Here is a 21,063-nt window from a genome sequence, read left to right on the forward strand (position 1 = left end):
GCCATGGTAAAATAACGTGAACCTTTGCACTATGGATAAGGTCATCAATGTTAAAACGATTGCAGTACGGCTATTAATTCTGGGTCATCCGTAGTTTTAGCTTTATTTAAGTAAATTTCAGTTTTGTACTCAAGACTGGATAATTTGTAGAGTTGTGCTAACCGAAAATATGCCCATTCAATGGGTGGGATTTCATTTGAAGAAATGTTTTGAAGTTGGATAAATAATGTTAGTGCGACTGTCCCCTCCTCTAAATATTTTTTTGAAAAAACAGCGTTTCGCCCTATTTGGTACAAAGCATTTAAGTAAGTTACGGATTCATTCTGATTATTGTTCGGTACTTTACCTTGGACAAATGCACTTGTTTTATAAGTGTCAACAGCTTGCTTAAATGCCTGATATGCGTTCTCGTACTGTTGATGTTTCTGCAATAGCAAACCATGACGATAATGAAAATCAGGTACATCGCTATAGTCACTGCGAAATTTGTTTAACCTTTTACTTAATTCATCATCACGGGATAATGCGGATAAAAAACTGACTTGCGCTTTAGCGCCCGCTATTGGATCTAATTTACTTATTTCACTTATTTGCTCTAGCCCTAACTTCTCACTTCCGCCAACAATGCTGGGGGCGCCAATATAGTAATGCATAAGCCCTAATCGATAACGAATATCATGTGGGCTTAGTTTCACCGCTGTTTTTAGGCATGATAATGATTTAGACGCATAACTAAGCGCCCAGATAACCGATTCTTCCGCTTGCTTGCCCATAATGCGGCCGCACAAAAAGTTAACTTCCGGGTGGTCTGGCTTACTTTTTAGCAATTTTGTAATTATGTTTTCAGCGCTATCAAGATCTTCATCGATAGCCTCTCTAGCACGGACCAACTCAGTGTCCAATGATTCTAAAACGCCTGCATCTACGCTATTACTTAAAAAGCAGGCAAAACATATTCCCAACGTTATTTTCATCATTTCATACCACCACTAATTTTGACGTTTCCTGATTATGTTTTCCGTCGGGAGTGCTAGGTAGTGCCATAAGTCACTATTTTTGGGGGTTAATAAATAATGCTTGCTTCTGCGCTGTACTCCTATGCTAGAACCGTTTTGGATAAATGTTCTGTAATCAACCTTGTAAACTAGGTCAAATCAGATCCATGCACTAGAAAGCAATTTAAACCTAAAATCAGCTACACTTTAATTTTTCATCTTTAAAGTTTCATTATGCAAACCAAACAACGAGGAAACGCAGAAGCTATCTATCGCGGTCAAACAATGGATCGGCTCGAAACATTCGTTGCCGCGGCACTTGCCTTTGCAGTCACAATGCTCGTTATATCAGTTGATAATGTTCCCACTTCATTCGATGAATTTATCTATGCAGCTAAGCTCATTCCTAGTTTTGCTGCCAGTTTTTCAGTCGTAGTGTGGATATGGGCTAGCCATGCAAATTGGTGCCGACGATATGGCCTTGAAGATACAGCGGCCATAGTGTTAAGTGCCTTTCTTGTTTTTGTTGTTCTAGTATACATATACCCTCTCAGAGCTATGATGCAGGGACTCTTTTCTGTTCTAAGTGGCGGGTATTTACCACATGAATTGAGCTACTCCTCCTCATCAGAGGTACGTTTCACTTTTCAATTCTTTGCTGTTGGGTTTCTGCTTCTCGGCATCAATTTTATTGCTTTGTATGTGCACGCGTTGAGGGCTCATTACGACAAAGCATTGAGTAGTTATGAACGATTTTCTATCTACGGTGAGGTTCAAGCATGGACCATTGTTGCTTGCGTGTCGGGAGCATCTTTCGCATTAGCGACACTTCTCCCGATACACAAAGTGGGATACGCGGGTTACGCCTTTTTCTTACTCTTTCCGCTCCTATGGATACACGGAGCAATACGGAAAAAGAGGAATCCAGTATGATCTTAAAACATTTACTAAGTTGAACTAGACCTATTAAGTTACGTTATTGCCTTATTGCCTTATTGGCGTAATCATGTAATCGTTAAAATGATTGTTGCCCCCTACTTTCTTGGCATGTGTGAGGCTGAATGCTGAACCTGTAATAATGCTGCAAATATCTGAACCTAAGTTTGTTTATCAAATCTCCGGATTGCACAGATTTCTGTTATTGATTGAAAAGTATTAAAAAGAAGAATAATGCACTATTTCGATGCGCAGTATTATAGTGAGTCTACACTAATACAATTTCATTCGATCTGGAGTTGATGCACATGAGCGATATTGAAGAATTACAATTGTTTCGTGACATGGTGTTGCGTTTTTTGGAACAAGAAATCATCCCCCATTATGAAGAGTGGGAAGAAAACCACCATACCCCTAGAGACGTTTGGAATACCCTCGGTGAAGCAGGACTATTATTGGTTGATATGCCAGAAAAATACGGTTCAGCGGGAGCAAGCTTCGACGTCGCCCAGATGATCCAAGAAGAAATGTGCCGCCTTGGACTGCACGCGCTGGCTACTGGATACAATATTCATGCAAATATAGTCGCCCCGTACATCCTAAACATTGGCACTGACGCGCAAAAAGAAAAATGGTTACCGCCAATGGTCACGGGGGACGTATTAACAGCTTTGGCTATGACAGAGCCAGGTGCCGGCAGTGACGTAGCCAATATGCGCACAACTGCAGAAAAAGATGGTGATGAGTACGTCATTAATGGGTCAAAAACTTTTATCACAAACGGCAATATGGCAGACATGATTATTGTTTGTGCTAAAACAGACGCGAAAGCCGGGGCGAAAGGCATCTCGTTGTTTTTAGTCGACACGTCATTACCCGGGTTCAATACTGGGAAACCGATTAAAAAGATAGGACAACACAGCAGTGATACCGCAGAACTGTTTTTCGAAAACCTTCGTGTGCCAGCTGACGCATTGCTTGGCGAAGAGGGTAAAGGCTTCGCATATTTAATGCAGGAGTTACCTAGAGAAAGATTAGGTTGTGCAATACAAGCGATTGGTCATGCACAAGGAGCGTTAGAGCTTACTATTGATTACGTAACTCAACGCAAGGCGTTTGGTCAATCAATCGGTCAATTCCAAAATACCCGCTTTAAACTAGCTGAGTGTCAAACTGAATTAGAGCTTTGCCGGGCTATGTTCGAAAAACATACCGAAAAATACAAGCAAGATAAAATGACGGTGACTGACGCGGCGATGTTAAAATTAGCGGCAACAGAAATGCAATTACGAATGGTGAATGAGTGTCTGCAATTATTCGGTGGTTATGGCTATACCGAAGAATATCCGATATCTCGCTTCTACCGCGACGCAAGGGTGCAAACCATTTATGCGGGTAGTTCAGAGATCATGAAGGAAGTTGTGGCGCGTGGCATTTTAGGCCGTTAAACCAAACAACAAGAGCGTTTATTTGATAATGATTTGGCTTTATTCATTTATAGCAATATTGGCCCTAATACTGATTGTAAGTTTATTGCTTACTCGACTGTGGGATCGGTCACTTAAACGTTCCTACCCTTCCAGTGGTGAAGTAACGCGGGTATCTGGTGGTTCTGTTCATTGGACAGTTAGCGGTGAAGGGCCAACCGTAATTCTTGTCCATGGGTTAGCGGGCAACATGCATAACTTCTCAGCCATGGAAAAGCGATTAGCGCAACATTACAAGGTGTACTGTCTAGACCGCCCTGGTAGTGGGCATTCATCTAGACGACTCAGCACTGACGCCAGCTTCGACAATCAGGCTAAAATGCTGATTGAATGGATGAATAAACAACATATTGATAGCGCTTTATTTGTTGGTCATTCAATGGGCGGCGCCATATCACTGAACATCGCGATCCAAGCGCCAGAAAAAGTCAAAGGTCTTGCACTCATTGCACCGCTGACTGCACCTTTGAATATAAAACCATCATTGTTTGCGCGTTGGTATTTTCGTAGTCCTAAATTGCGCTATGTCGTTGCAAGAGGATTTTCACCGCTTATCAATCGGAAAATTGGGCGCAAACAGGTCAATATTATATTTAAACCTGAGCCCCCTACTCCTGATTTTGGGTATCGATATGGCGGTGCGCTGTCGATGCTTTCAACCGCTTTTCTAGCGGCAAGTGGTGATTTAGCTTCGGCTCAGAGAAGCTTAAAACAACAAATGAAATATTACGATAAGATCACCTGCCCCGTCGGTGTGTTGTACGGTGACGGTGATCGCGTACTTTCATGCAGCGAACACACATCGGCAATCAAACAAGCTTTGCCCAATGCTGACATCAGAATCTTGGAAAATCGAGGTCACATGCTGCCAATTACAACAGTTGATGAGTGCATAGAGTTGATCGACGATATTCAAGCCAAAACGATAAACAAGCCTGACAAGGACTAATGGTTTGCTAAAAATTCCAGCACGGGCTGGAGTGTGACATCAGGCGCTTCCTCCTGAGGCACATGCCCTAAATTTTCAAAAACAACTAGTGTACTGTTGGCTATATCTTGGTTAAATTTTTGCGCAAATTTTTGCGGAATTAACTGGTCTTTAGCGCCCCATAATATGAGTGTCGGCACGTTGATAGTGCCGATACTCTTGACTAACGGGCCAGGTTTAGTCTGAATAAACCTTTCTTTCAACGCAGCCCTATTCCCTTGTCTGCGTGTTAATTGATAGTAGCGATCGACCAAAGCCTCATTCACCAACGAGGGATCACCGTATACGTTCTCAATACTGTTGCGCACAATAAAACGTGGCAAAAAATTATGTAAAAGTGTTTTTGCCAACGGGTTTTGGCTCAGTTTAAATGCAATGGGCACGGATGCTGACTCGTAAGGGTAACCCGAAGCATCGACTAATATTAATTTTTCGACTCGCTCTGGTGATAGAACCGCACTCGCCCACGCAATATAGCCACCCAGTGAATTCCCAGCAATGATTGCCCTTTCTATGTTGAGCTTGTCCATAAGGCCTATCAATAGGTCTACATAACGCTCAATCGTATAGTTGCTATTGGGTTCTGGGCCTGTCAACCCGAATGCGGGTAAGTCAAAAGCAATAACTCGCCGTTGCGTTGATAATTCCTCTACCCACCCCGACCATGTGTGCAGTGAAGCCCCGGTACCGTGCAACAATATGATAGGTGTTTTGTCATTATCAGGACCGAGTTCCTGAACATGAATAGGAAAACCGTCGACATCAATAAAAGCCGAGCCTTTGGTCATCCATTGTTCTTTTAGTGTTTCAACGGGGATATCAGATACTTTATTAAAATGAATAAAACTTACAATTACGACTATTAATGAGGCAAGTACCCATAAAAACACTTTTAAAAGACCCAAAACACCACTCCTCAAAGAATACTAGACTATGCTTAACCCACTCTATAAACGTAAAAGCAACTATAAATTACTATCTAAAGGTATACGTTTCATTCTGGTAATCAGCACAATTTAAGCGTATCGTCTTTTACAAATTATTGAAATATGGCAGAAAATGCCATTCAAACGTACCTATATTATTTGCTTTAATAGGTTGTTCATACTGAGGAGTGAGTTTTAATTCTTATGGCGAAAGTTCAACACGAATCTGGTTACACCCGTGCTGTAATGGAATTGATTAATAAGATTGAAAACTCGTCTGAGCAAATGGATAGCTTAGTGCAAGATGCTGCTCTTTATTTCGAAACTGCTGCTTTTCAAAAGAATAAGCTTACTACCATCAAAGCACGTTACGCTGAAAAGAATAATGAGCTCGCAAATTCAGGTAAGAAAGCAGCTGAAACAATCAGTACTGAATTACAGAATATTGAGCAATCATTAAAAAATGAAACAAGTACACAAGAGGAAGAGCGCCAAGCACGTTTAGAAAAAGTCATCGCTGTTTGTGACGAGATTTTGTCTCTTAGTGAAGGAAAAGACGCCGAAGAGACACTAGATAAAAGTGCTAAGTTTCTCGGTACAGTACTTTTGTTGTCACCAATGGAGGGAAAGCGACTTCCTGAGGTCCATCAAAGATTAAAACCTGCATATAAAGCTGTTTTGAGTGTAAGACTACTTGATGAATTGATGAATGAGCAAAGCGTCAAAAATCAATACCTGGTTAAACACTATGACAGCGAGAAACGTTTCAAAGATGACGAGCAAGATGTTCAGTTATCTACGGTTATTTATCCTATTATGTTCGCTGCGATGTTCCAAGATATTGGCATGCAACATCCCGATGCTCAGAAAATTTTGAAGGGTTCTGATAAGAAACTGGATCCCTATCGAGTGCTAGATCCTGAAGATCGCAAAGAAATGCTCAAGCTCACTTATCAGCATACTCTTGACTACATCGAAAATGGCTTAGGGATGCGTAAATATATCGGAAATAGTCGAGAAGAAAGAGATGTGTTTATGAAAGAACAGACCAATGCACTCTCTTTCATCAAATTAATTCTCCGAGATATTGTCAAACCTCAGCATGGGCTGGGTGAAATAATAAAGATTCCGCAAATTTATGCCTCTGTTGTGCTATCAACAAAACGTGATTATCGTGCAGCTGAACTGCCCAAGGGATGTATTTTGATTGAGCAACTAGCTGAAAAAGGCAGTATCAATAAAGTCGTTGCTAAATACTTCACCAGATTGGTTGGGCACTTCCCGCAAGGCTATGGCATTACCTACATACCGCTTAGTGACCAAGGAGAAGAACTCGATCGTTACGAATACGCAATTGTATCGAGCCTTAAGCCTGATGACCCCTTTGAACCGTCCTGCAGAGTGGTAACGCGTAACCTAACCTACATAGCGTCAGGCCCTAACATGACAATTAAGCGTGGCGTGAACTTGTTTTTCCCAAAAGCGCGCAAGAAACTGGCTAAAGTCGACAAAGAAAAACTAATTAAAATCCTAGAAAAGCTTAAACACGAGTTTAATGAAGAACATATCGAAAATCTAATCCCACCCTGTTGGCTACCGCATGATTACTTTTCATTGAAAAAGAACCAAAATTTATGGAGCAAAGCCTACTAAGGACTTTGGCGTTTCTCTGCGTAAAAAGATAGCTGAATTCGGAGTCTAATTGCCCCAACACCGGCACGACATTTGATCTTACTCTTGTCGACTTATTCGTTTAGTCATTAACTGACATTTTAAAGATAAAAGAACGCTGGAACGAGGAATGATCCGGCCCGAGGACTAAATCATGTTTAGTGGTAATTGGGTGCTATCTTTGATCCGCTCCATGGCAAAACTAGACGTGACGTCACTAAGCTGGATCCCACTGATAAAGCGCTTATAAAAATGGTCATAGCCTTTCATGTCTGCAACTAACACCTTCAACATGTAATCGTACTCTCCACTCAATCGGTATATTTCAACAACTTCTTCAAACGATGTGGTGTGATTAGCGAATTGCTTTAACCATTTAGGATCATGATGAGATGTCTTGATATGAACAAATACGGTTAACCCGAGATTTAATTTTTCAGGGTTTAACAACGTCACTTTCTTATCGATCACACCCAATTCCTGAAGTCGTTGAATACGGCGCCAACAAGGCGTCGTGGTTAATCCGATAGACTCAGCGATTTCTGCAGTAGACAAATTGGCGTCTCTTTGGAGAATTTGTAAAATCTTTTTATCTATAGCATCAATTGCCAGCATAATTTACTCTCAATATGCGCATTAAGCAGAATAGTTTAGCTAACAGATTAACACAATTGCAGCGCAATCGACATCAGTCAATTATACTCGATGAATGAATACTCAGACGCAATATAAGGCGCAAACCATTAGTGTTGTAAGCACTCTATTGGCAATAAAGGGCAATTAGCATCAAAACCAAACGCTGAATGTTTTTGTGCATTTAAACCCGTCAAATGAGACTTATTTAATGCCTGAAAGAAGTGTTAGTGCGATTTTGAGAGAAATTGAGAGCGAACGATAAATGAAAAGCGCTGGGACACAATGCCCCAGCTGTACTATTATTTAGCTTCTCGGATCTGGGATCCGAACATTCCCTTCCATGAGAACGCGGGCGCTGCGGCTCATAATGGCTTTTTTTACCTGCCACTGCCCATTTACATTTTCTGCTGCGGCACCTACTTTAAGCGTGCCCGACGGGTGACCAAATGTCACACTTTCGCGCTCTACTCCGCCAGCTGCAAGGTTCACTAAAGTACCCGGTATTGCTGCAGCGGTTCCAATGGCAACAGCAGCCGTACCCATCATCGCGTGATGCAATTTACCCATTGATAGTGCCCGCACCAAAACATCAATATCGTTTTCGTCAACAATTTTACCGCTTGATGAGGTGTAGCCTTTAGAATGTGCTACAAATGCCAGTTTAGGCGTGTGTTGGCGCGCTTGAGCTTCAGAGAGATCGTTAATTAACCCCATCGCTAAAGCACCCTCGGCTCTTAGAGTTTCAAGCTTTGTTAACGCTTCAGGGCTTTCGTTGATCACCGGCTGAAGCTCAGTGCCGTCATAGCCTAATGATTCAGCATTAACAAAAATGGTCGGGATCCCTGCGTTGATCATGGTGGCTTGAATGTCACCGAAAACGGATGACGAAAGCGTATCAACAACATTACCCGTAGGAAATAAAGCGCCCTCGCCGTCCCCCGGATCAAGGAACTCAACGACCACTTCAGCTGCCGGGAATGTAACTCCATCAAGTTCAAAATCGCCGGTTTCTTGCACTTCACCGTTGGTGACAGGAATGTGCGCGATGATGGTCTTTTGTATATTGACCTGCCAAATCTTAACCGTAACGGTACCGGAGCCTTTTTGCGTCAGCAACGGGTCTTTAACCAGACCTTTTTCTATCGCAAAAGCACCTACCGCAGCGGTTAAATTCCCACAGTTCCCACTCCAATCAACAAATGCTTTGTCGATTGAAACCTGTCCAAATAGGTAATCTACATCATGGTCAGTCGTGGTACTTTTACTCAATAGTACCGTTTTACTGGTACTCGATGTCGCTCCGCCCATGCCATCTGTATGTTTCCCGTAAGGATCCGGGCTTCCAATCACGCGTAGCAATAAAGCATCTCTCAATGAGCCAGCGGTTTGGGCATATTCAGGTAAGTCATCGACACTGAAAAACACACCTTTGCTGGTACCGCCACGCATGTACGTAGCAGGGATCCGGATCTGTGGTTTATGCGCACTCATCAGTTCGCCTCACCAGCTGCAAGGAAGTCTTTAGCAAAACGCTGTAATACACCGCCCGCATCGTAAATAGAGACTTCTTCGGCTGTATCCAAACGACATTTGACATCCGTTGTAACGGTGTCGCCATTCGTACGGTTAATGGTTAAGGTTAAAATTGCCCCTGGCGCAATATCACCCGAAACATCGAAAGTTTCAGTTCCATCAATCGCTAACGTGTTTCGGTCTGTGCCTGGCAGGAACTCTAGTGGTAAAACCCCCATACCAATCAAATTAGTACGGTGAATACGTTCAAATCCTTCAGCAACAATAACTTCAACGCCAGCTAATCTAACGCCCTTGGCAGCCCAATCACGTGACGATCCCTGACCATAATCAGCGCCGGCGATGATGATCAACGGTTGTTTACGCTCCATATAGGTCTCGATCGCTTCCCACATGCGCATAACGGTACCTTCAGGTTCAACACGCGCAAGTGAACCTTCTTTAACCTTGCCTTGTTCGTCCAGTACCATTTCGTTACGTAAACGCGGATTCGCAAAGGTCGCACGTTGTGCCGTTAAATGGTCTCCACGGTGCGTTGCGTAGCTATTAAAGTCTTCTTCAGGCAGGCCCATTTTCGCCAAGTACTCACCCGCCGCGCTGTCAGCCATAATGGCATTAGATGGCGACAAGTGGTCAGTCGTTATGTTGTCACCAAGTACGGCCAAGGGACGTAATTTCGATAGACTGCGCTCACCGGCTAGTGCGCCTTCCCAATACGGTGGTCTGCGAATGTAGGTACTCTGAGGACGCCATGCGTATAACGGGTCGTTGTCTTCACCATAGTCGACACTGAGATCAAACATAGGGTTGTAGACTTTTCTGAATTGTTCAGGCTTAACGCTTTGCGCGATAACCGCATCAATTTCTTCATCACTCGGCCAGATATCAGCCAATCTGACTTCGTTACCATCCTTGTCTAGTCCCAAAACGTCTTTCTCAATATCAAAACGAATTGTTCCCGCGATAGCGTACGCCACGACTAATGGCGGAGACGCTAAGAACGCTTGCTTGGCATAAGGGTGAATACGGCCATCGAAGTTTCGGTTGCCCGACAAAACAGCTGTTGCATATAGATCACGTCGCTTAATTTCATCAACGATTTCAGGACGCAGCGCACCACTCATACCATTACACGAGGTACAAGCAAACGCGACAATACCAAAGCCCAATTTTTCCAACTCAGGTAACAAGGCAGCTTCTTCCAAATACAGCTGCACGGCTTTTGAACCAGGTGCCAATGAGGTTTTAACCCATGGTTTACGCGCCAACCCTTTGGCATTTGCATTGCGAGCGATCAATCCTGCCGCAATCATGTTACGAGGGTTACTGGTATTGGTACAGCTAGTGATCGCAGCAATAATCGTTGCGCCATCTGGCATCTCATCTTGTGCGTGAGGAGGCACAGGTGCTGAAATACCTTTTACTTTTAAATCTGCTGTCGATACGCGGCTATGCGGATTCGAGGGGCCAGCGATATTGCGCACCACAGACGATAAATCAAACGTTAATACGCGCTCATATTCAGCCGCGACTAAATCATCTGCCCAAAGACCTGTGTGTTTTGCGTATTGCTCAACAAGCGCCACTTGTGCATCTTCACGTCCCGTTAGACGCAAGTAGTCAATGGTGTGTTGGTCAATGTAGAACATTGCCGCACTGGCACCGTATTCAGGCGTCATATTGGAAATGGTGGCGCGATCACCTAGGGTTAAGTGCTTCGTGCCTTCACCAAAGAATTCTAGATAAGTCGAAACGACCTTCGCTTGGCGCAAGAATTCCGTTAAGGCTAAAACGATATCGGTTGCAGTAATACCAGGGTTTGGTTTGCCGGTTAATTCAACACCTACAATATCAGGCAAGCGCATATAAGATGCTCGGCCTAGCATAACACTTTCAGCTTCTAGGCCACCAACACCCAACGCAATAACGCCTAGCGCATCAACCATTGGGGTATGGCTGTCAGTGCCAACAAGCGTGTCAGGGAAAGCAACACCGTCGCGTTGTTGGATCACAGGTGACATACGCTCTAGGTTAATTTGGTGCAAGATCCCGTTACCCTGTGGGATCACGTCAATGTTTTTAAATGCTGTTTTGGTCCAGTTAATAAAGTGAAAACGATCTTCATTACGGCGATCTTCAATCGCACGGTTCTTTTCAAACGCATCCTTTTCATAGCCAGCATGTTCCACTGCCAACGAGTGATCAACCACAAGTTGTGTTGGTACAACAGGGTTAACTTTTGCCGGATCGCCACCTTTAGCCGCTATAGCATCTCGTAAACCCGCTAAGTCAACTAATGCCGTCTGCCCTAAAATATCATGACAAACCACACGCGCGGGATACCAAGGAAAGTCCAGATCACGCTTACGTTCGATGATTTGCTTTAACGAGGCCGTTAAGGTCTCGGGCGAGCACCGACGAACGAGGTTTTCAGCCAATACACGTGATGTATAGGGGAGTTTCTCATAAGCACCGGCTTCAATAGCATTTACGGCTTCGCGGGTATCGAAAAAATCGATTCCCGCTCCCGGTAATGGTTTTCTATAGTCGTGATTCATACTGGCTTACCCGCGTTGTGCAATAGGAACAACCGGACGTAGGTCTTCACCGGTATATTCAGCTGAAGGACGAATAATACGGTTGTCTGCGCGTTGCTCCATGACGTGCGCAGCCCAGCCTGTAAGGCGAGACATAACGAAAATAGGCGTAAATAACTTCGTCGGAATGCCCATGAAGTTATAGGCAGATGCGTGGAAGAAATCAGCATTACAGAACAATTTCTTTTCACGCCACATAACTTCTTCACAACGCACAGATACTGGATATAGCACCGTATCGCCAACATCAGCGGCTAATTTTTCAGACCACAATTTAATAATTTCGTTACGTGGATCGCTTTCCGAGTAGATCGCGTGACCAAAGCCCATGATTTTCTCTTTGCGTTCCAGCATGCCCATCATTTCTTCTTCAGCATTTTCAGGTGAGGTGAATCGCTCGATCATTTCCATTGCCGCTTCGTTTGCACCACCGTGCAGTGGACCACGCAAAGAGCCTATCGCTCCGGTTACACACGAGTGCATATCAGACAACGTTGATGCACATACACGCGCAGTAAAGGTTGATGCGTTAAATTCGTGCTCTGCATACAAGATCAACGACACATGCATAACCTGCTCGTGCAGTGACTTAGGCTTTTCGCCGTGTAACAGGTGTAAGAAGTGACCACCAATGGAATCATCATCAGTTTCAACATCAATGCGGACGCCATCGTGTGAAAAACGGTACCAGTAACAAATGATACTTGGGAAACACGCCAGCATGCGATCTGTAACGTGTTGCTGCTGTTCAAAGCTTTCTTCCATTTCTAAATTTCCCAGCATTGAACAACCGGTACGTAAGACGTCCATAGGATGTGCATCGGCGGGAATGCGTTCTAGTACATCTTTCAACGCTTGCGGTAAACCACGTAAGCTTTTCAATGTAGCTTTATAATCATTTAATTCTTGTTGCGTTGGCAGATGCCCCTTAAGGATCAAATGAGCCACTTCTTCAAACTGACAGTTCTCTGCCAAGTCTTTAACGTCATATCCGCGGTATGTTAATCCCGATCCTGACTTACCTACTGTCGATAATGCGGTTTTCCCAGCAACTTGACCTCTAAGTCCTGCGCCACTTAACACTTTAGCCATTCGTTTATTCTCCAATTAGGTTCGTTCAGTAAAATTAATTTTTATTCGATTCAGCAAACAGGGCATCGAGCTTTTGCTCGTAATCGTGGTAGCCCAAATAGTCATACAATTTCATGCGCGTTTGCATCATGTCTACCACGGCTTTTTGGTCACCGTCTCGTAGGATTGCTTCGTAAACGGTTTCAGCCGCTTTATTCATGGCTCTGAATGCGCTTAATGGGTACAGCACCATCGCGGCGCCCCACTCACCCAACTCTTTTGCATTCCATAATTCAGTTTTGCCAAATTCAGTAATATTAGCCAAGATTGGTACGTCCAACGCTTCAGAAAACGCGCGATAATGTTCTTCTGTCTGAATAGCTTCAGCAAAGATACCGTCAGCACCGGCAGCAACATAGGCCTTTGCACGCGCTATAGCGGCTTCTAAGCCCTCTTGTGCAAATGCATCAGTTCTTGCCATGATGAAAAAATCAGGGTCCGTACGAGCGTCTACGGCTGCTTTAATGCGATCGACCATTTCTTCCGTTGACACAATGGCTTTGTTGGGACGGTGTCCACAACGCTTTTGTGCCACCTGATCTTCCATGTGCACAGCTGCAGCGCCAGCTTTTTGCATATCCTTAACGGTTTTCGCAATATTAAACGCCCCGCCCCAACCGGTATCGATATCAACCAGTAACGGAAGATCACATGCAGCAGTGATGCGCTGAACATCCACTAACACATCGTTCAGCGATGTCATACCCAAGTCAGGTAAACCATAAGATGCGTTGGCAACGCCTCCTCCAGATAAGTAAATCGCTTTGTGGCCAATTTGCTCAGCCATCATGGCTGCATACGCATTTATCGTACCTACAATTTGAAGGGGGTTATTTTGAGCGAGCGCTTCGCGAAAGCGTTTACCTGGAGTCATGATTGCCTCTTATGATTGCTTTAATTTAGATTCAATATTATTGCGTGAGTAAAGAATATGGCGTCGCATTAGCATTTCTGCCAGTTCTTCATCTCGGTGATTGATTGCATTAACGATTTGTTGGTGTTCGTTGAACGCTGTAGATACACGAGGACCAGCCATACCAAGTTGCACGCGATACATGCGCACCAAATGGTAGATCCCGTTGATCAAAAGGTGGATTAATTGTTGGTTTTTGCTGCCAAGTACAATACGGTAATGAAAATCAACATCTCCCGCTTCCTGATAGTACGACTCACCATCTTTAACGCTGCTCGCATGCTGACTAAGCAAAGCGTGCAACTCAGCAATATCGGCTTCACTCATATTTCGGGCGGCTAATCGCGCAGCCATACCTTCAAGTGATTCTCTGACTTCGTAAAGCTCAATAAGCCCCTCAATGGATAGCGTTACTACCCGCGCGCCGATGTTTGCCTTACGTTCGATAAGGTTGCAAGAGGCTAACCGATTAATCGCTTCTCGCACAACCGCTCGACTTACTTGATAGTTTGTCGACAATTCAGTTTCGCTGAGTTTACTGCCTGCCGATATGACGCCTTCGACAATGTCCTGACGTAACTGATAAAACAGCTTATCTGACGATGTGATAGCAGGTTCTACTTGCACGGAGATCACTCTTGCCCAACAACATTGTCGACAATAATAGCGCCTATTTTAAATATTTCCAGTTATTATGGCTTAATTGTCGACAATTTAGACAAGAATGTTGATTTAAGACAAATTATTTATAAAAGCGCTTAGGCTTTCTTAACGAATTGAGATTTAAGCATCATCGCACCCATACCATCAACTTTGCAGTCGATGTCATGATCGCCATCGACGATACGGTTAATTTTGGCTTTTGTGCCAATCTTAATGACACTGGATGAACCTTTAACTTTAAGATCCTTAGCTAGCGTAACTGTATCGCCTTCATACAAGGTATTGCCTACTGCATCTTTTCGGGTGGGTACGTCCTCAGCGCTATCACCGGCTTGCCATTCATGTCCACATTCAGGACAGACAAGCAACTGCTGGTCTTCATAGGTATATTCAGATTGGCATTGTGGGCATGGAGGTAAAGCAGACATTAACATTTCCTATAGACATAAACGCGCATTGTAACATTAGCTAAACGCTCATGCCGCTGTAATTTATGTTTATCTATCCATGCATTTATTACGATTTGACGCACACCGCTTTGAACAATACTTAACATTGTCCCAATCACGCGCCCACTTTTTGCGCCAGCGAAAAGGTCTTTCACACACTGCGCAAATTTTCTCGGGTAATTCAGACTTTTTCATCATCCTCTAATCGACACAAAAACACGTCTGCGTCGTCACGCATCATTGACACGTTGTTAGGGTCCATTTTGGACAGCGTACTGTAAATCATGCTCATCCGCCTATTGCTACCCAGGCGCTCTTGATTGCGTGCTACAAAATCCCAATACAAATAATTAAACGGACACGCTTGTGGCCCGGTTTTCTCTTTAACATTGTATGCACAGGACTGGCAGTAATTAGACATCTTGTGAATATAACTTCCGCTTGCTGCATAAGGTTTACTGGCGAGTTTTCCACTATCCGCATATAAAATCATGCTCGACACATTGGGCATTTCGACCCACTCATAGGCGTCTGCGTAAACAATCAAGAACCACTCATTCACATATTTCGGGTCAATACCCGCTAACAATGCGAAGTTACCGATTACCATCAATCGCTGAATGTGATGAGCATAGGCATTATCACGCGTTTCACTGATGCATTGATGCAAACAATTCATGTCAGTGTCAGCTGTCCAAAAGAACGAAGGTAGTTTTCTGTAGGCTTCAAGCTGATTGCGGTCAGCCAGCTCCGGCATGAAGTGCCAATAGAATCCTCGAATGTATTCTCGCCATCCTATGACCTGACGCACGAACCCTTCCACACTATTCAGTGGCGCCTGACCTGCGTAATAGGCCTGAATGGCAGCATCGACGACTTCATTAACGTTTAGCATGCCACAATTTAGGTAAAAACTAATGTGCGAATGAAACATCCAAGGCTCACCTGACACCATCGCGTCTTGATAGCGTCCGAAATCGGGCAAGCGCTCAGCAATAAAGGCATTCAAGACATCTAATGCTTGGTCACGCGTAACCGCAAATGCGAAATTATCAAGCGAACCGAAGTGATCAGAGAAGTGTTTCTCGACCAGTGTTAGCACTTCTGCCGTTACGCGGTCTGATTGATGTAACGTGCGCTTCGGAACTTGCATATGCTGCGGCATCGCTTCACGATTTTGATGGTCATAATTCCATTTTCCGCCAACAGGTTTACCCTGCTCCATCAGGTATCCTGTTCTTTTGCGAACTTCTCGATAGAAGTACTCCATACGCAGCTCTTTCCGACCCTCAGCCCAGTTTGCAAAAAAGGACTGTGGCATCAAAAAGCGATTGTCTTCTGTGATTTCGACACCTATATCCCAATCAGACTGCCATGTTTTCATGTCTTCAAGTAAGCGATACTCGGCGGGCTGCGCAACAATTACTTTATTTAAGTTATAGCGCTCTAGCATCCACTTAGTTTGGTCTTTTAAACTGCCTTGATTCTCTGGATGCTCATAATCGATATAGGTAACACGCAGACCTTCTTCTTGAAGCGAAGCCGCAAAATGCCGCATTGCCGAAAACAAGAAGGCTATTTTCTGCTTATGATGCTTTACATAGCTTGCTTCAGATCGAACCTCGGCAATTAAGACATGGTCGTTTGCGACGTCGACATTGTCCAAGCTGCTCATATCACGAGACAGCTGGTCACCCAAAATCAGTCTAAGTGCCCCCATATTTATCCTGCTTTTACTACGTCATAGGCTTGTAGTGCTTTTTGCCGTGATGCCTTAAGATCAACGATGGGTTTCGGATAATCCTTACCCAGCACAATACCCGCTGCACGTAAAACCTCACTGGGTGCTTCCCAGGGTTTATGAATGTATTTTGCAGGTAGCTTCGACAATTCTGGGCAGTAGGTTTTGACATACTCGCCATGTTTATCGAACTTTTCGCCTTGTAGCACAGGGTTGAATATTCTGAAATACGGCGCAGCATCAGCTCCAGAACCGGCAACCCACTGCCAGCTTGCAGAATTACTTGCTAAATCTGCATCGAGTAGACAGTCCCAAAACCAGCGCTCGCCTTTGCGCCAATCGACTAACAAATTCTTTACTAAAAACGAACCTACAACCATGCGTACTCGATTATGCATATAACCGGTTTGCCATAGTTCGCGCATGCCAGCATCAACAAAAGGAATACCGGTTAGCCCCTTTTGCCAAGCTTTTAGATCAGCATCATTGTTATTCCATGGGAAACGATTAAATTTGTCATTAAAGTTTTCTGTCGGAATACTAGGCCAGTGATACAGCAGGTAGTAACTAAACTCGCGCCAACCCAATTCAGACAAATAAGTATCAATGTGTTCATTATCGGCTCCACCGAATTGATCGAGCAATGCATACCAAATCTGGTTGGGTGAAATTTCCCCAAAGCGCAAATGCGTTGATAGTTTGGATGTACCAACAACTGATGGAATATCGCGGTCTGACTTATAGGATAACGCTGCGTTAGCGATAAACGACTGTAATTTCTCTGCGGCCCCTTTCTCGCCGGGTGTCCAATGGGCATAGAAAGCCTCATCCCATTTAATACTGGGTAATAGCGCTAAATCATCAATTGATGTGCTGCCTGCTGGTGAGCTTGCGTACCGCATGTTGTCAGGCCTTGAAGTTGGATAACGTGGCGCAGTCGCATTTAGGCAGCCTTTCCTGTAATAGGGTGTAAAGACTTTATATACACCGCCATCTTGCTTGGTGATCTTCATCGGCTCCCACAACAAAGAACCATTAAAGCTATGAACTTCTATTCCCGTAGACTTAATTTCAGATTTAATAGTCTCATCTCGGCTTCGTTGCCAGGGTTGATAGCAACGATTCCATACGACAGCCTTAGCGCCAGTCTCTTGGATCAAGGACAGTAAAATCTTCTGTGGATCGCCCACATAGATATGAAGACGTTTATCTAAACTTTTATTCAATGCCACTAACGAATGATGTAACCACCATTGTGATGCTCCACCCAACTCCACTCTATCTGGAGTAACGTTATCAACAATATACACAGGAATGATGTGACCCTGCTCTACTGCCCAAATCAATGCAGGATTATCGTTAAGGCGAAGATCTTGGCGAAACCAGACAATTGTTTTGCCTGCTGACATGACGAGTCCTTGATTACATTAAAACATCTATTCTTACTTATTTTCCCGTCATTTCGATCCATTTAAACGGAATAAAACTATTAATCTCGAACTGATTGACTACTAAGTATGCGATGAACGACATTCAATCCAATGGTCTGTATATTTTTCGTCATGATCTGCGCTTAGACGATAACCCCTGTTTAGAATATGTCTCAGCGCAGTGTGAGGCGTTGTTATGTGTTTATGTGATTGAAGACTGCTGGTTTCAGCCGACCCATTATCAAAGCAAACGTATGGGCGAGCATCGTTACCGTTTTTTACTTGAGTCGCTGGACGACCTGCACCACTCACTACAAAAGCATGGGCATGAATTGCTGGTCATAAAGGGCGATTTCGACAAATGTATTGGGTCTATGATAGACGCTGTAAAACCGCGCATCATCGGCATGGCTAAACACTGTGGTAGCTATGAACTAGAGCAACAGCAACGAATACAACAACTCGTCGATAATCTTGGTATTGAATATTGTGACACCAATGCCGAATGCCTTTTTAGCGAGCAGCAATTACCGTTTGATTTGGAAGACATGCCAAATGTTTTCTCTCCATTTCGTAAAAAAATTGAAAAAGCTATTTCGCCTCTCCCGCCTAAAGCAGAATCTTTTGAACTCCCGCCTCAGATCCAAATCAATAGCGCTGTATTTGATTCAGTAAATACGAGCTTCGAACTAAAACAGATCCAGCAAAAGTCGTTCGATGCCCGCCTAAGAGGTGGCTCTGCAGCAGCTAAAAAACAATTAAACTACTATCTTGTTCAATCTCATCATATTCAACAATACAAGCAAACGAGAAACGGCTTAGAGGGGTGGTCTTTTTCGTCTAAATTATCAGCGTGGTTAGCACTGGGATGCATAAGCGTAAGGCAGGTCTACGATGCTATAAAACGTTATGAAACGGAAGTTTGTGCTAACGACTCAACGTATTGGTTGTATTTCGAATTGTTATGGCGCGATTTCTTCCACTGGCAGGCATACAAACATAACAAGCAACTGTTTACGTTTTCCGGAATACAACAACGCGAACCCCAAACCCAATTTGACCAAGAATCGTTTACCCGTTGGTGTCATGGTGAAACCCGTTATGAAATAGTTGATGCATGCATGCGCCAGTTAAATCAAACCGGCTTTATGTCCAATCGTGGTCGTCAGTTGGTGGCCAGCTGTTTTGTTCACGAATTAGGACTAGATTGGCGCTATGGCGCGGCTTATTTTGAACAACAATTGATTGACTATGATGTCGCGAGCAATTGGGGAAACTGGCAGTACTTAGCGGGTGTAGGTAGTGATCCAAGAGGCCACAGACAATTCAATCTAGCCAAACAAACCCAGCAATACGATGAGGATGGCTCATTTCGCGCACGATGGCTATGACAGAACAGACAACTTCAACACTTCTTTGGTTTAAGCGTGATCTACGCTTGCGCGATCATCAAGCCTTGGCGTATGCCTGTTCAACGGCATCGCCGTGTCGACTGATTTATATTCTTGAGCCCAGCTTGATTGAAGATAATCATTATGACATTCGCCATTGGCGCTTTGTATTTGAATCCATCAATGATCTTAATCAGCAACTCGCTTCGTACGGCTCCTCTATTGAGGTTTATATCGGTGAAGCTATACCGGTATTGAATAGCATAAACGCGATTTCTCCTATTAGTTCAATTGTAAGCCATGAAGAAATTGGTATAAGTAAAACGTTCGCGCGCGATCGTGCGGTAACACATTGGTGCGAGCAACATAAAGTAAACTGGATTGAATTTCCTGACGCAGGCATTGTTCGAGGGCTGAACAATAGAATATCCTGGCTCGAAGGCTATCATGAATTTGTAAAAGCCCCCGTTGCAGATCCCGAGCTTACACAACTACAGACCATAAACACACCGCTTGATTTGCCCTACACACAATACGGCCACACCCGCGTGATAAATATCACTCAAACCAACCAGACATCGTTTATGGACCGTGCTGATGTGCCCGCCCCTCATTTTCAGCCTGGGGGTGAGAAACGAGCATGGCAAGCACTAAAAGACTTTTTTAAAGGTCGAGGTCAGCATTACCAAAAACACATTTCTAAACCCGCTTTAGCTCGCATTGCATGTTCTCGATTATCCCCCTATCTCGCATGGGGGAATATCAGTAGCCGGCAGGTCCACCAATACACGATTGCACAACAACTATCGAGCGAATGGAAAGGGGTTAAACGGGCTTTTTTATCCCGAATACAATGGCGAAGTCATTTTATGCAAAAGTTCGAAAGTGAATGCCGCATGGAACATGAACCCGTGAATGGTGCATATATACATTACCCCTACGCATGTAGTGAACAACTTTTAAATGCGTGGGAAAGTGGAAAGACGGGACTTCCGCTGATAGATGCCTGCATGAGAGCAGTTGTAGCGACCGGCTATTTAAATTTTCGTATGCGGGCCATGGTTGTTAGCTTTCTAACCCATCACCTCAATATAGATTGGCGATCCGGCGTTCATTTTCTAGCGCGACAATTTCTCGATTTTGAACCTGGCATTCACTACCCACAAATTCAAATGCAAGCTGGGGTAACGGGAACCAATACTATTCGCCTGTATAACCCGATAAAGCAATCGATTGAGCACGATCCTCATGGGGAGTTTATTCGTCGTTGGTTACCTGAATTATCTAACCTGCCACACCCTATTATTCATACGCCATGGCTGTTGTCCCCGATGGAACAAGCGATGTTCAATATCGAACTGAATAAAGATTACCCAACGCCCATTATCGACGTTGAAAAAGCGTCAAATCAAGCTCGCGAGCGACTGTGGGCTTACCGAGAACGCGATGATGTTAAACATGAGGCTGAAAGGATATTGTGGCGACACACTAATCCTGGCTCATTACAAGCGCGTTAATTACGACGCTTTTTTCACTTCAGTTTGTGTAAGAACCGCTTTGCTGTCGATTTTTGGCT

General features: G+C 44.0%; 18 protein-coding genes. 6 read left to right on the plus strand and 12 right to left on the minus strand.

Features of this window, described 5'->3' with window-relative positions; translation table 11 throughout:
• Positions 1 to 50: 50 nt before the first annotated feature.
• The gene (locus tag CSH93_RS01910) at positions 51 to 977 is read right to left on the minus strand and encodes a tetratricopeptide repeat protein (protein WP_100641402.1); all 927 of its coding nucleotides are present in this window, start codon (positions 975 to 977) and stop codon (positions 51 to 53) included.
• 252 nt (positions 978 to 1,229) lie between these two features.
• Between CSH93_RS01910 and CSH93_RS01915 the strand changes: the two genes are divergently transcribed.
• From CSH93_RS01915 to CSH93_RS01925, 3 genes are all read left to right on the plus strand, one after another.
• Positions 1,230 to 1,928 (plus strand): TMEM175 family protein, encoded by a 699-nt coding sequence (locus CSH93_RS01915; protein WP_100641404.1) that lies wholly within the window; start codon positions 1,230 to 1,232, stop codon positions 1,926 to 1,928.
• A 311-nt stretch (positions 1,929 to 2,239) separates the two neighbouring features.
• A complete protein-coding gene (locus CSH93_RS01920; RefSeq protein ID WP_240615464.1) occupies positions 2,240 to 3,379 on the plus strand; it encodes an acyl-CoA dehydrogenase family protein in 1,140 nt (379 codons plus the stop codon).
• Between the two features lie 28 nt (positions 3,380 to 3,407).
• A complete protein-coding gene (locus CSH93_RS01925; RefSeq protein WP_100641408.1) occupies positions 3,408 to 4,367 on the plus strand; it encodes an alpha/beta fold hydrolase in 960 nt (319 codons plus the stop codon).
• Here the strand turns inward: CSH93_RS01925 and CSH93_RS01930 are convergent.
• Positions 4,364 to 5,311 (minus strand): alpha/beta fold hydrolase, encoded by a 948-nt coding sequence (locus tag CSH93_RS01930; RefSeq protein WP_100641410.1) that lies wholly within the window; start codon positions 5,309 to 5,311, stop codon positions 4,364 to 4,366. The two genes, CSH93_RS01925 and CSH93_RS01930, sit on opposite strands and share 4 nt — an antisense overlap.
• 225 nt (positions 5,312 to 5,536) lie before the next feature.
• Between CSH93_RS01930 and CSH93_RS01935 the strand changes: the two genes are divergently transcribed.
• Entirely contained in the window at positions 5,537 to 6,985 is a 1,449-nt protein-coding gene (locus CSH93_RS01935; RefSeq protein WP_100641412.1) for a methyl-accepting chemotaxis domain-containing protein, read from the plus strand.
• Positions 6,986 to 7,150: 165 nt separating this feature from the next.
• Here CSH93_RS01935 and CSH93_RS01940 read toward each other — a convergent pair whose 3' ends face one another.
• From CSH93_RS01940 to CSH93_RS01985, 10 genes are all read right to left on the minus strand, one after another.
• Positions 7,151 to 7,618, minus strand: a complete 468-nt coding sequence (locus CSH93_RS01940; RefSeq protein ID WP_164078271.1) for an Lrp/AsnC family transcriptional regulator — start codon at positions 7,616 to 7,618, stop codon at positions 7,151 to 7,153.
• Positions 7,619 to 7,942: 324 nt separating this feature from the next.
• On the minus strand, positions 7,943 to 9,130 hold the full coding sequence (prpF, locus tag CSH93_RS01945) for a 2-methylaconitate cis-trans isomerase PrpF (protein ID WP_100641414.1): 1,188 nt from the start codon (positions 9,128 to 9,130) through the stop codon (positions 7,943 to 7,945).
• The gene (acnD, locus tag CSH93_RS01950; protein ID WP_100641416.1) at positions 9,130 to 11,730 is read right to left on the minus strand and encodes a Fe/S-dependent 2-methylisocitrate dehydratase AcnD; all 2,601 of its coding nucleotides are present in this window, start codon (positions 11,728 to 11,730) and stop codon (positions 9,130 to 9,132) included. The genes prpF and acnD overlap by 1 nt, the downstream gene beginning before the upstream one ends.
• A gap of 6 nt (positions 11,731 to 11,736) precedes the next feature.
• Entirely contained in the window at positions 11,737 to 12,861 is a 1,125-nt protein-coding gene (prpC, locus tag CSH93_RS01955) for a bifunctional 2-methylcitrate synthase/citrate synthase (protein WP_100641418.1), read from the minus strand.
• Between the two features lie 34 nt (positions 12,862 to 12,895).
• Entirely contained in the window at positions 12,896 to 13,774 is an 879-nt protein-coding gene (gene prpB / locus CSH93_RS01960; RefSeq protein ID WP_100641420.1) for a methylisocitrate lyase, read from the minus strand.
• A 9-nt stretch (positions 13,775 to 13,783) separates the two neighbouring features.
• A complete protein-coding gene (locus CSH93_RS01965) occupies positions 13,784 to 14,440 on the minus strand; it encodes a GntR family transcriptional regulator (RefSeq protein WP_420807233.1) in 657 nt (218 codons plus the stop codon).
• Between the two features lie 131 nt (positions 14,441 to 14,571).
• Positions 14,572 to 14,904 (minus strand): zinc ribbon domain-containing protein YjdM, encoded by a 333-nt coding sequence (locus CSH93_RS01970; RefSeq protein WP_100641423.1) that lies wholly within the window; start codon positions 14,902 to 14,904, stop codon positions 14,572 to 14,574.
• Between the two features lie 69 nt (positions 14,905 to 14,973).
• Complete coding sequence (locus CSH93_RS01975) at positions 14,974 to 15,120, minus strand: DUF2256 domain-containing protein (protein ID WP_100641425.1); 147 nt, start codon at positions 15,118 to 15,120, stop codon at positions 14,974 to 14,976.
• A complete protein-coding gene (locus CSH93_RS01980; RefSeq protein ID WP_100641427.1) occupies positions 15,107 to 16,645 on the minus strand; it encodes a cryptochrome/photolyase family protein in 1,539 nt (512 codons plus the stop codon). Before CSH93_RS01980 ends, CSH93_RS01975 begins: the two co-directional genes overlap by 14 nt.
• A gap of 2 nt (positions 16,646 to 16,647) precedes the next feature.
• On the minus strand, positions 16,648 to 18,075 hold the full coding sequence (locus CSH93_RS01985; RefSeq protein ID WP_100641429.1) for a cryptochrome/photolyase family protein: 1,428 nt from the start codon (positions 18,073 to 18,075) through the stop codon (positions 16,648 to 16,650).
• 113 nt (positions 18,076 to 18,188) lie between these two features.
• Here CSH93_RS01985 and CSH93_RS01990 point away from each other — a divergent pair, with 113 nt between their 5' ends.
• Positions 18,189 to 19,487 (plus strand): DASH family cryptochrome, encoded by a 1,299-nt coding sequence (locus CSH93_RS01990; protein ID WP_100641431.1) that lies wholly within the window; start codon positions 18,189 to 18,191, stop codon positions 19,485 to 19,487.
• On the plus strand, positions 19,484 to 21,004 hold the full coding sequence (locus CSH93_RS01995) for a cryptochrome/deoxyribodipyrimidine photo-lyase family protein (protein WP_100641433.1): 1,521 nt from the start codon (positions 19,484 to 19,486) through the stop codon (positions 21,002 to 21,004). The genes CSH93_RS01990 and CSH93_RS01995 overlap by 4 nt, the downstream gene beginning before the upstream one ends.
• Positions 21,005 to 21,063: the final 59 nt, after the last annotated feature.

It is taken from the genome of Neoalteromonas facilis (assembly GCF_002807665.1).
GTDB lineage: Bacteria > Pseudomonadota > Gammaproteobacteria > Enterobacterales > Alteromonadaceae > Alteromonas_E > Alteromonas_E facilis.

Excerpts from the sequence above, each read along its gene's own strand:
- CSH93_RS01975 (WP_100641425.1), bottom strand. The coding sequence starts at position 15,120 with ATGAAAAAGTCTGAATTACCCGAGAAAATTTGCGCAGTGTGTGAAAGA.
- CSH93_RS01925 (WP_100641408.1), top strand. The coding sequence starts at position 3,408 with ATGATTTGGCTTTATTCATTTATAGCAATATTGGCCCTAATACTGATT.
- CSH93_RS01995 (WP_100641433.1), top strand. The coding sequence starts at position 19,484 with ATGACAGAACAGACAACTTCAACACTTCTTTGGTTTAAGCGTGATCTA.
- CSH93_RS01990 (WP_100641431.1), top strand. The coding sequence starts at position 18,189 with ATGAACGACATTCAATCCAATGGTCTGTATATTTTTCGTCATGATCTG.
- CSH93_RS01940 (WP_164078271.1), bottom strand. The coding sequence starts at position 7,618 with ATGCTGGCAATTGATGCTATAGATAAAAAGATTTTACAAATTCTCCAA.
- CSH93_RS01920 (WP_240615464.1), top strand. The coding sequence starts at position 2,240 with ATGAGCGATATTGAAGAATTACAATTGTTTCGTGACATGGTGTTGCGT.
- CSH93_RS01985 (WP_100641429.1), bottom strand. The coding sequence starts at position 18,075 with ATGTCAGCAGGCAAAACAATTGTCTGGTTTCGCCAAGATCTTCGCCTT.
- CSH93_RS01970 (WP_100641423.1), bottom strand. The coding sequence starts at position 14,904 with ATGTCTGCTTTACCTCCATGCCCACAATGCCAATCTGAATATACCTAT.
- CSH93_RS01910 (WP_100641402.1), bottom strand. The coding sequence starts at position 977 with ATGATGAAAATAACGTTGGGAATATGTTTTGCCTGCTTTTTAAGTAAT.
- acnD (WP_100641416.1), bottom strand. The coding sequence starts at position 11,730 with ATGAATCACGACTATAGAAAACCATTACCGGGAGCGGGAATCGATTTT.
- prpC (WP_100641418.1), bottom strand. The coding sequence starts at position 12,861 with ATGGCTAAAGTGTTAAGTGGCGCAGGACTTAGAGGTCAAGTTGCTGGG.
- prpB (WP_100641420.1), bottom strand. The coding sequence starts at position 13,774 with ATGACTCCAGGTAAACGCTTTCGCGAAGCGCTCGCTCAAAATAACCCC.
- CSH93_RS01935 (WP_100641412.1), top strand. The coding sequence starts at position 5,537 with ATGGCGAAAGTTCAACACGAATCTGGTTACACCCGTGCTGTAATGGAA.
- CSH93_RS01980 (WP_100641427.1), bottom strand. The coding sequence starts at position 16,645 with ATGGGGGCACTTAGACTGATTTTGGGTGACCAGCTGTCTCGTGATATG.
- prpF (WP_100641414.1), bottom strand. The coding sequence starts at position 9,130 with ATGAGTGCGCATAAACCACAGATCCGGATCCCTGCTACGTACATGCGT.
- CSH93_RS01915 (WP_100641404.1), top strand. The coding sequence starts at position 1,230 with ATGCAAACCAAACAACGAGGAAACGCAGAAGCTATCTATCGCGGTCAA.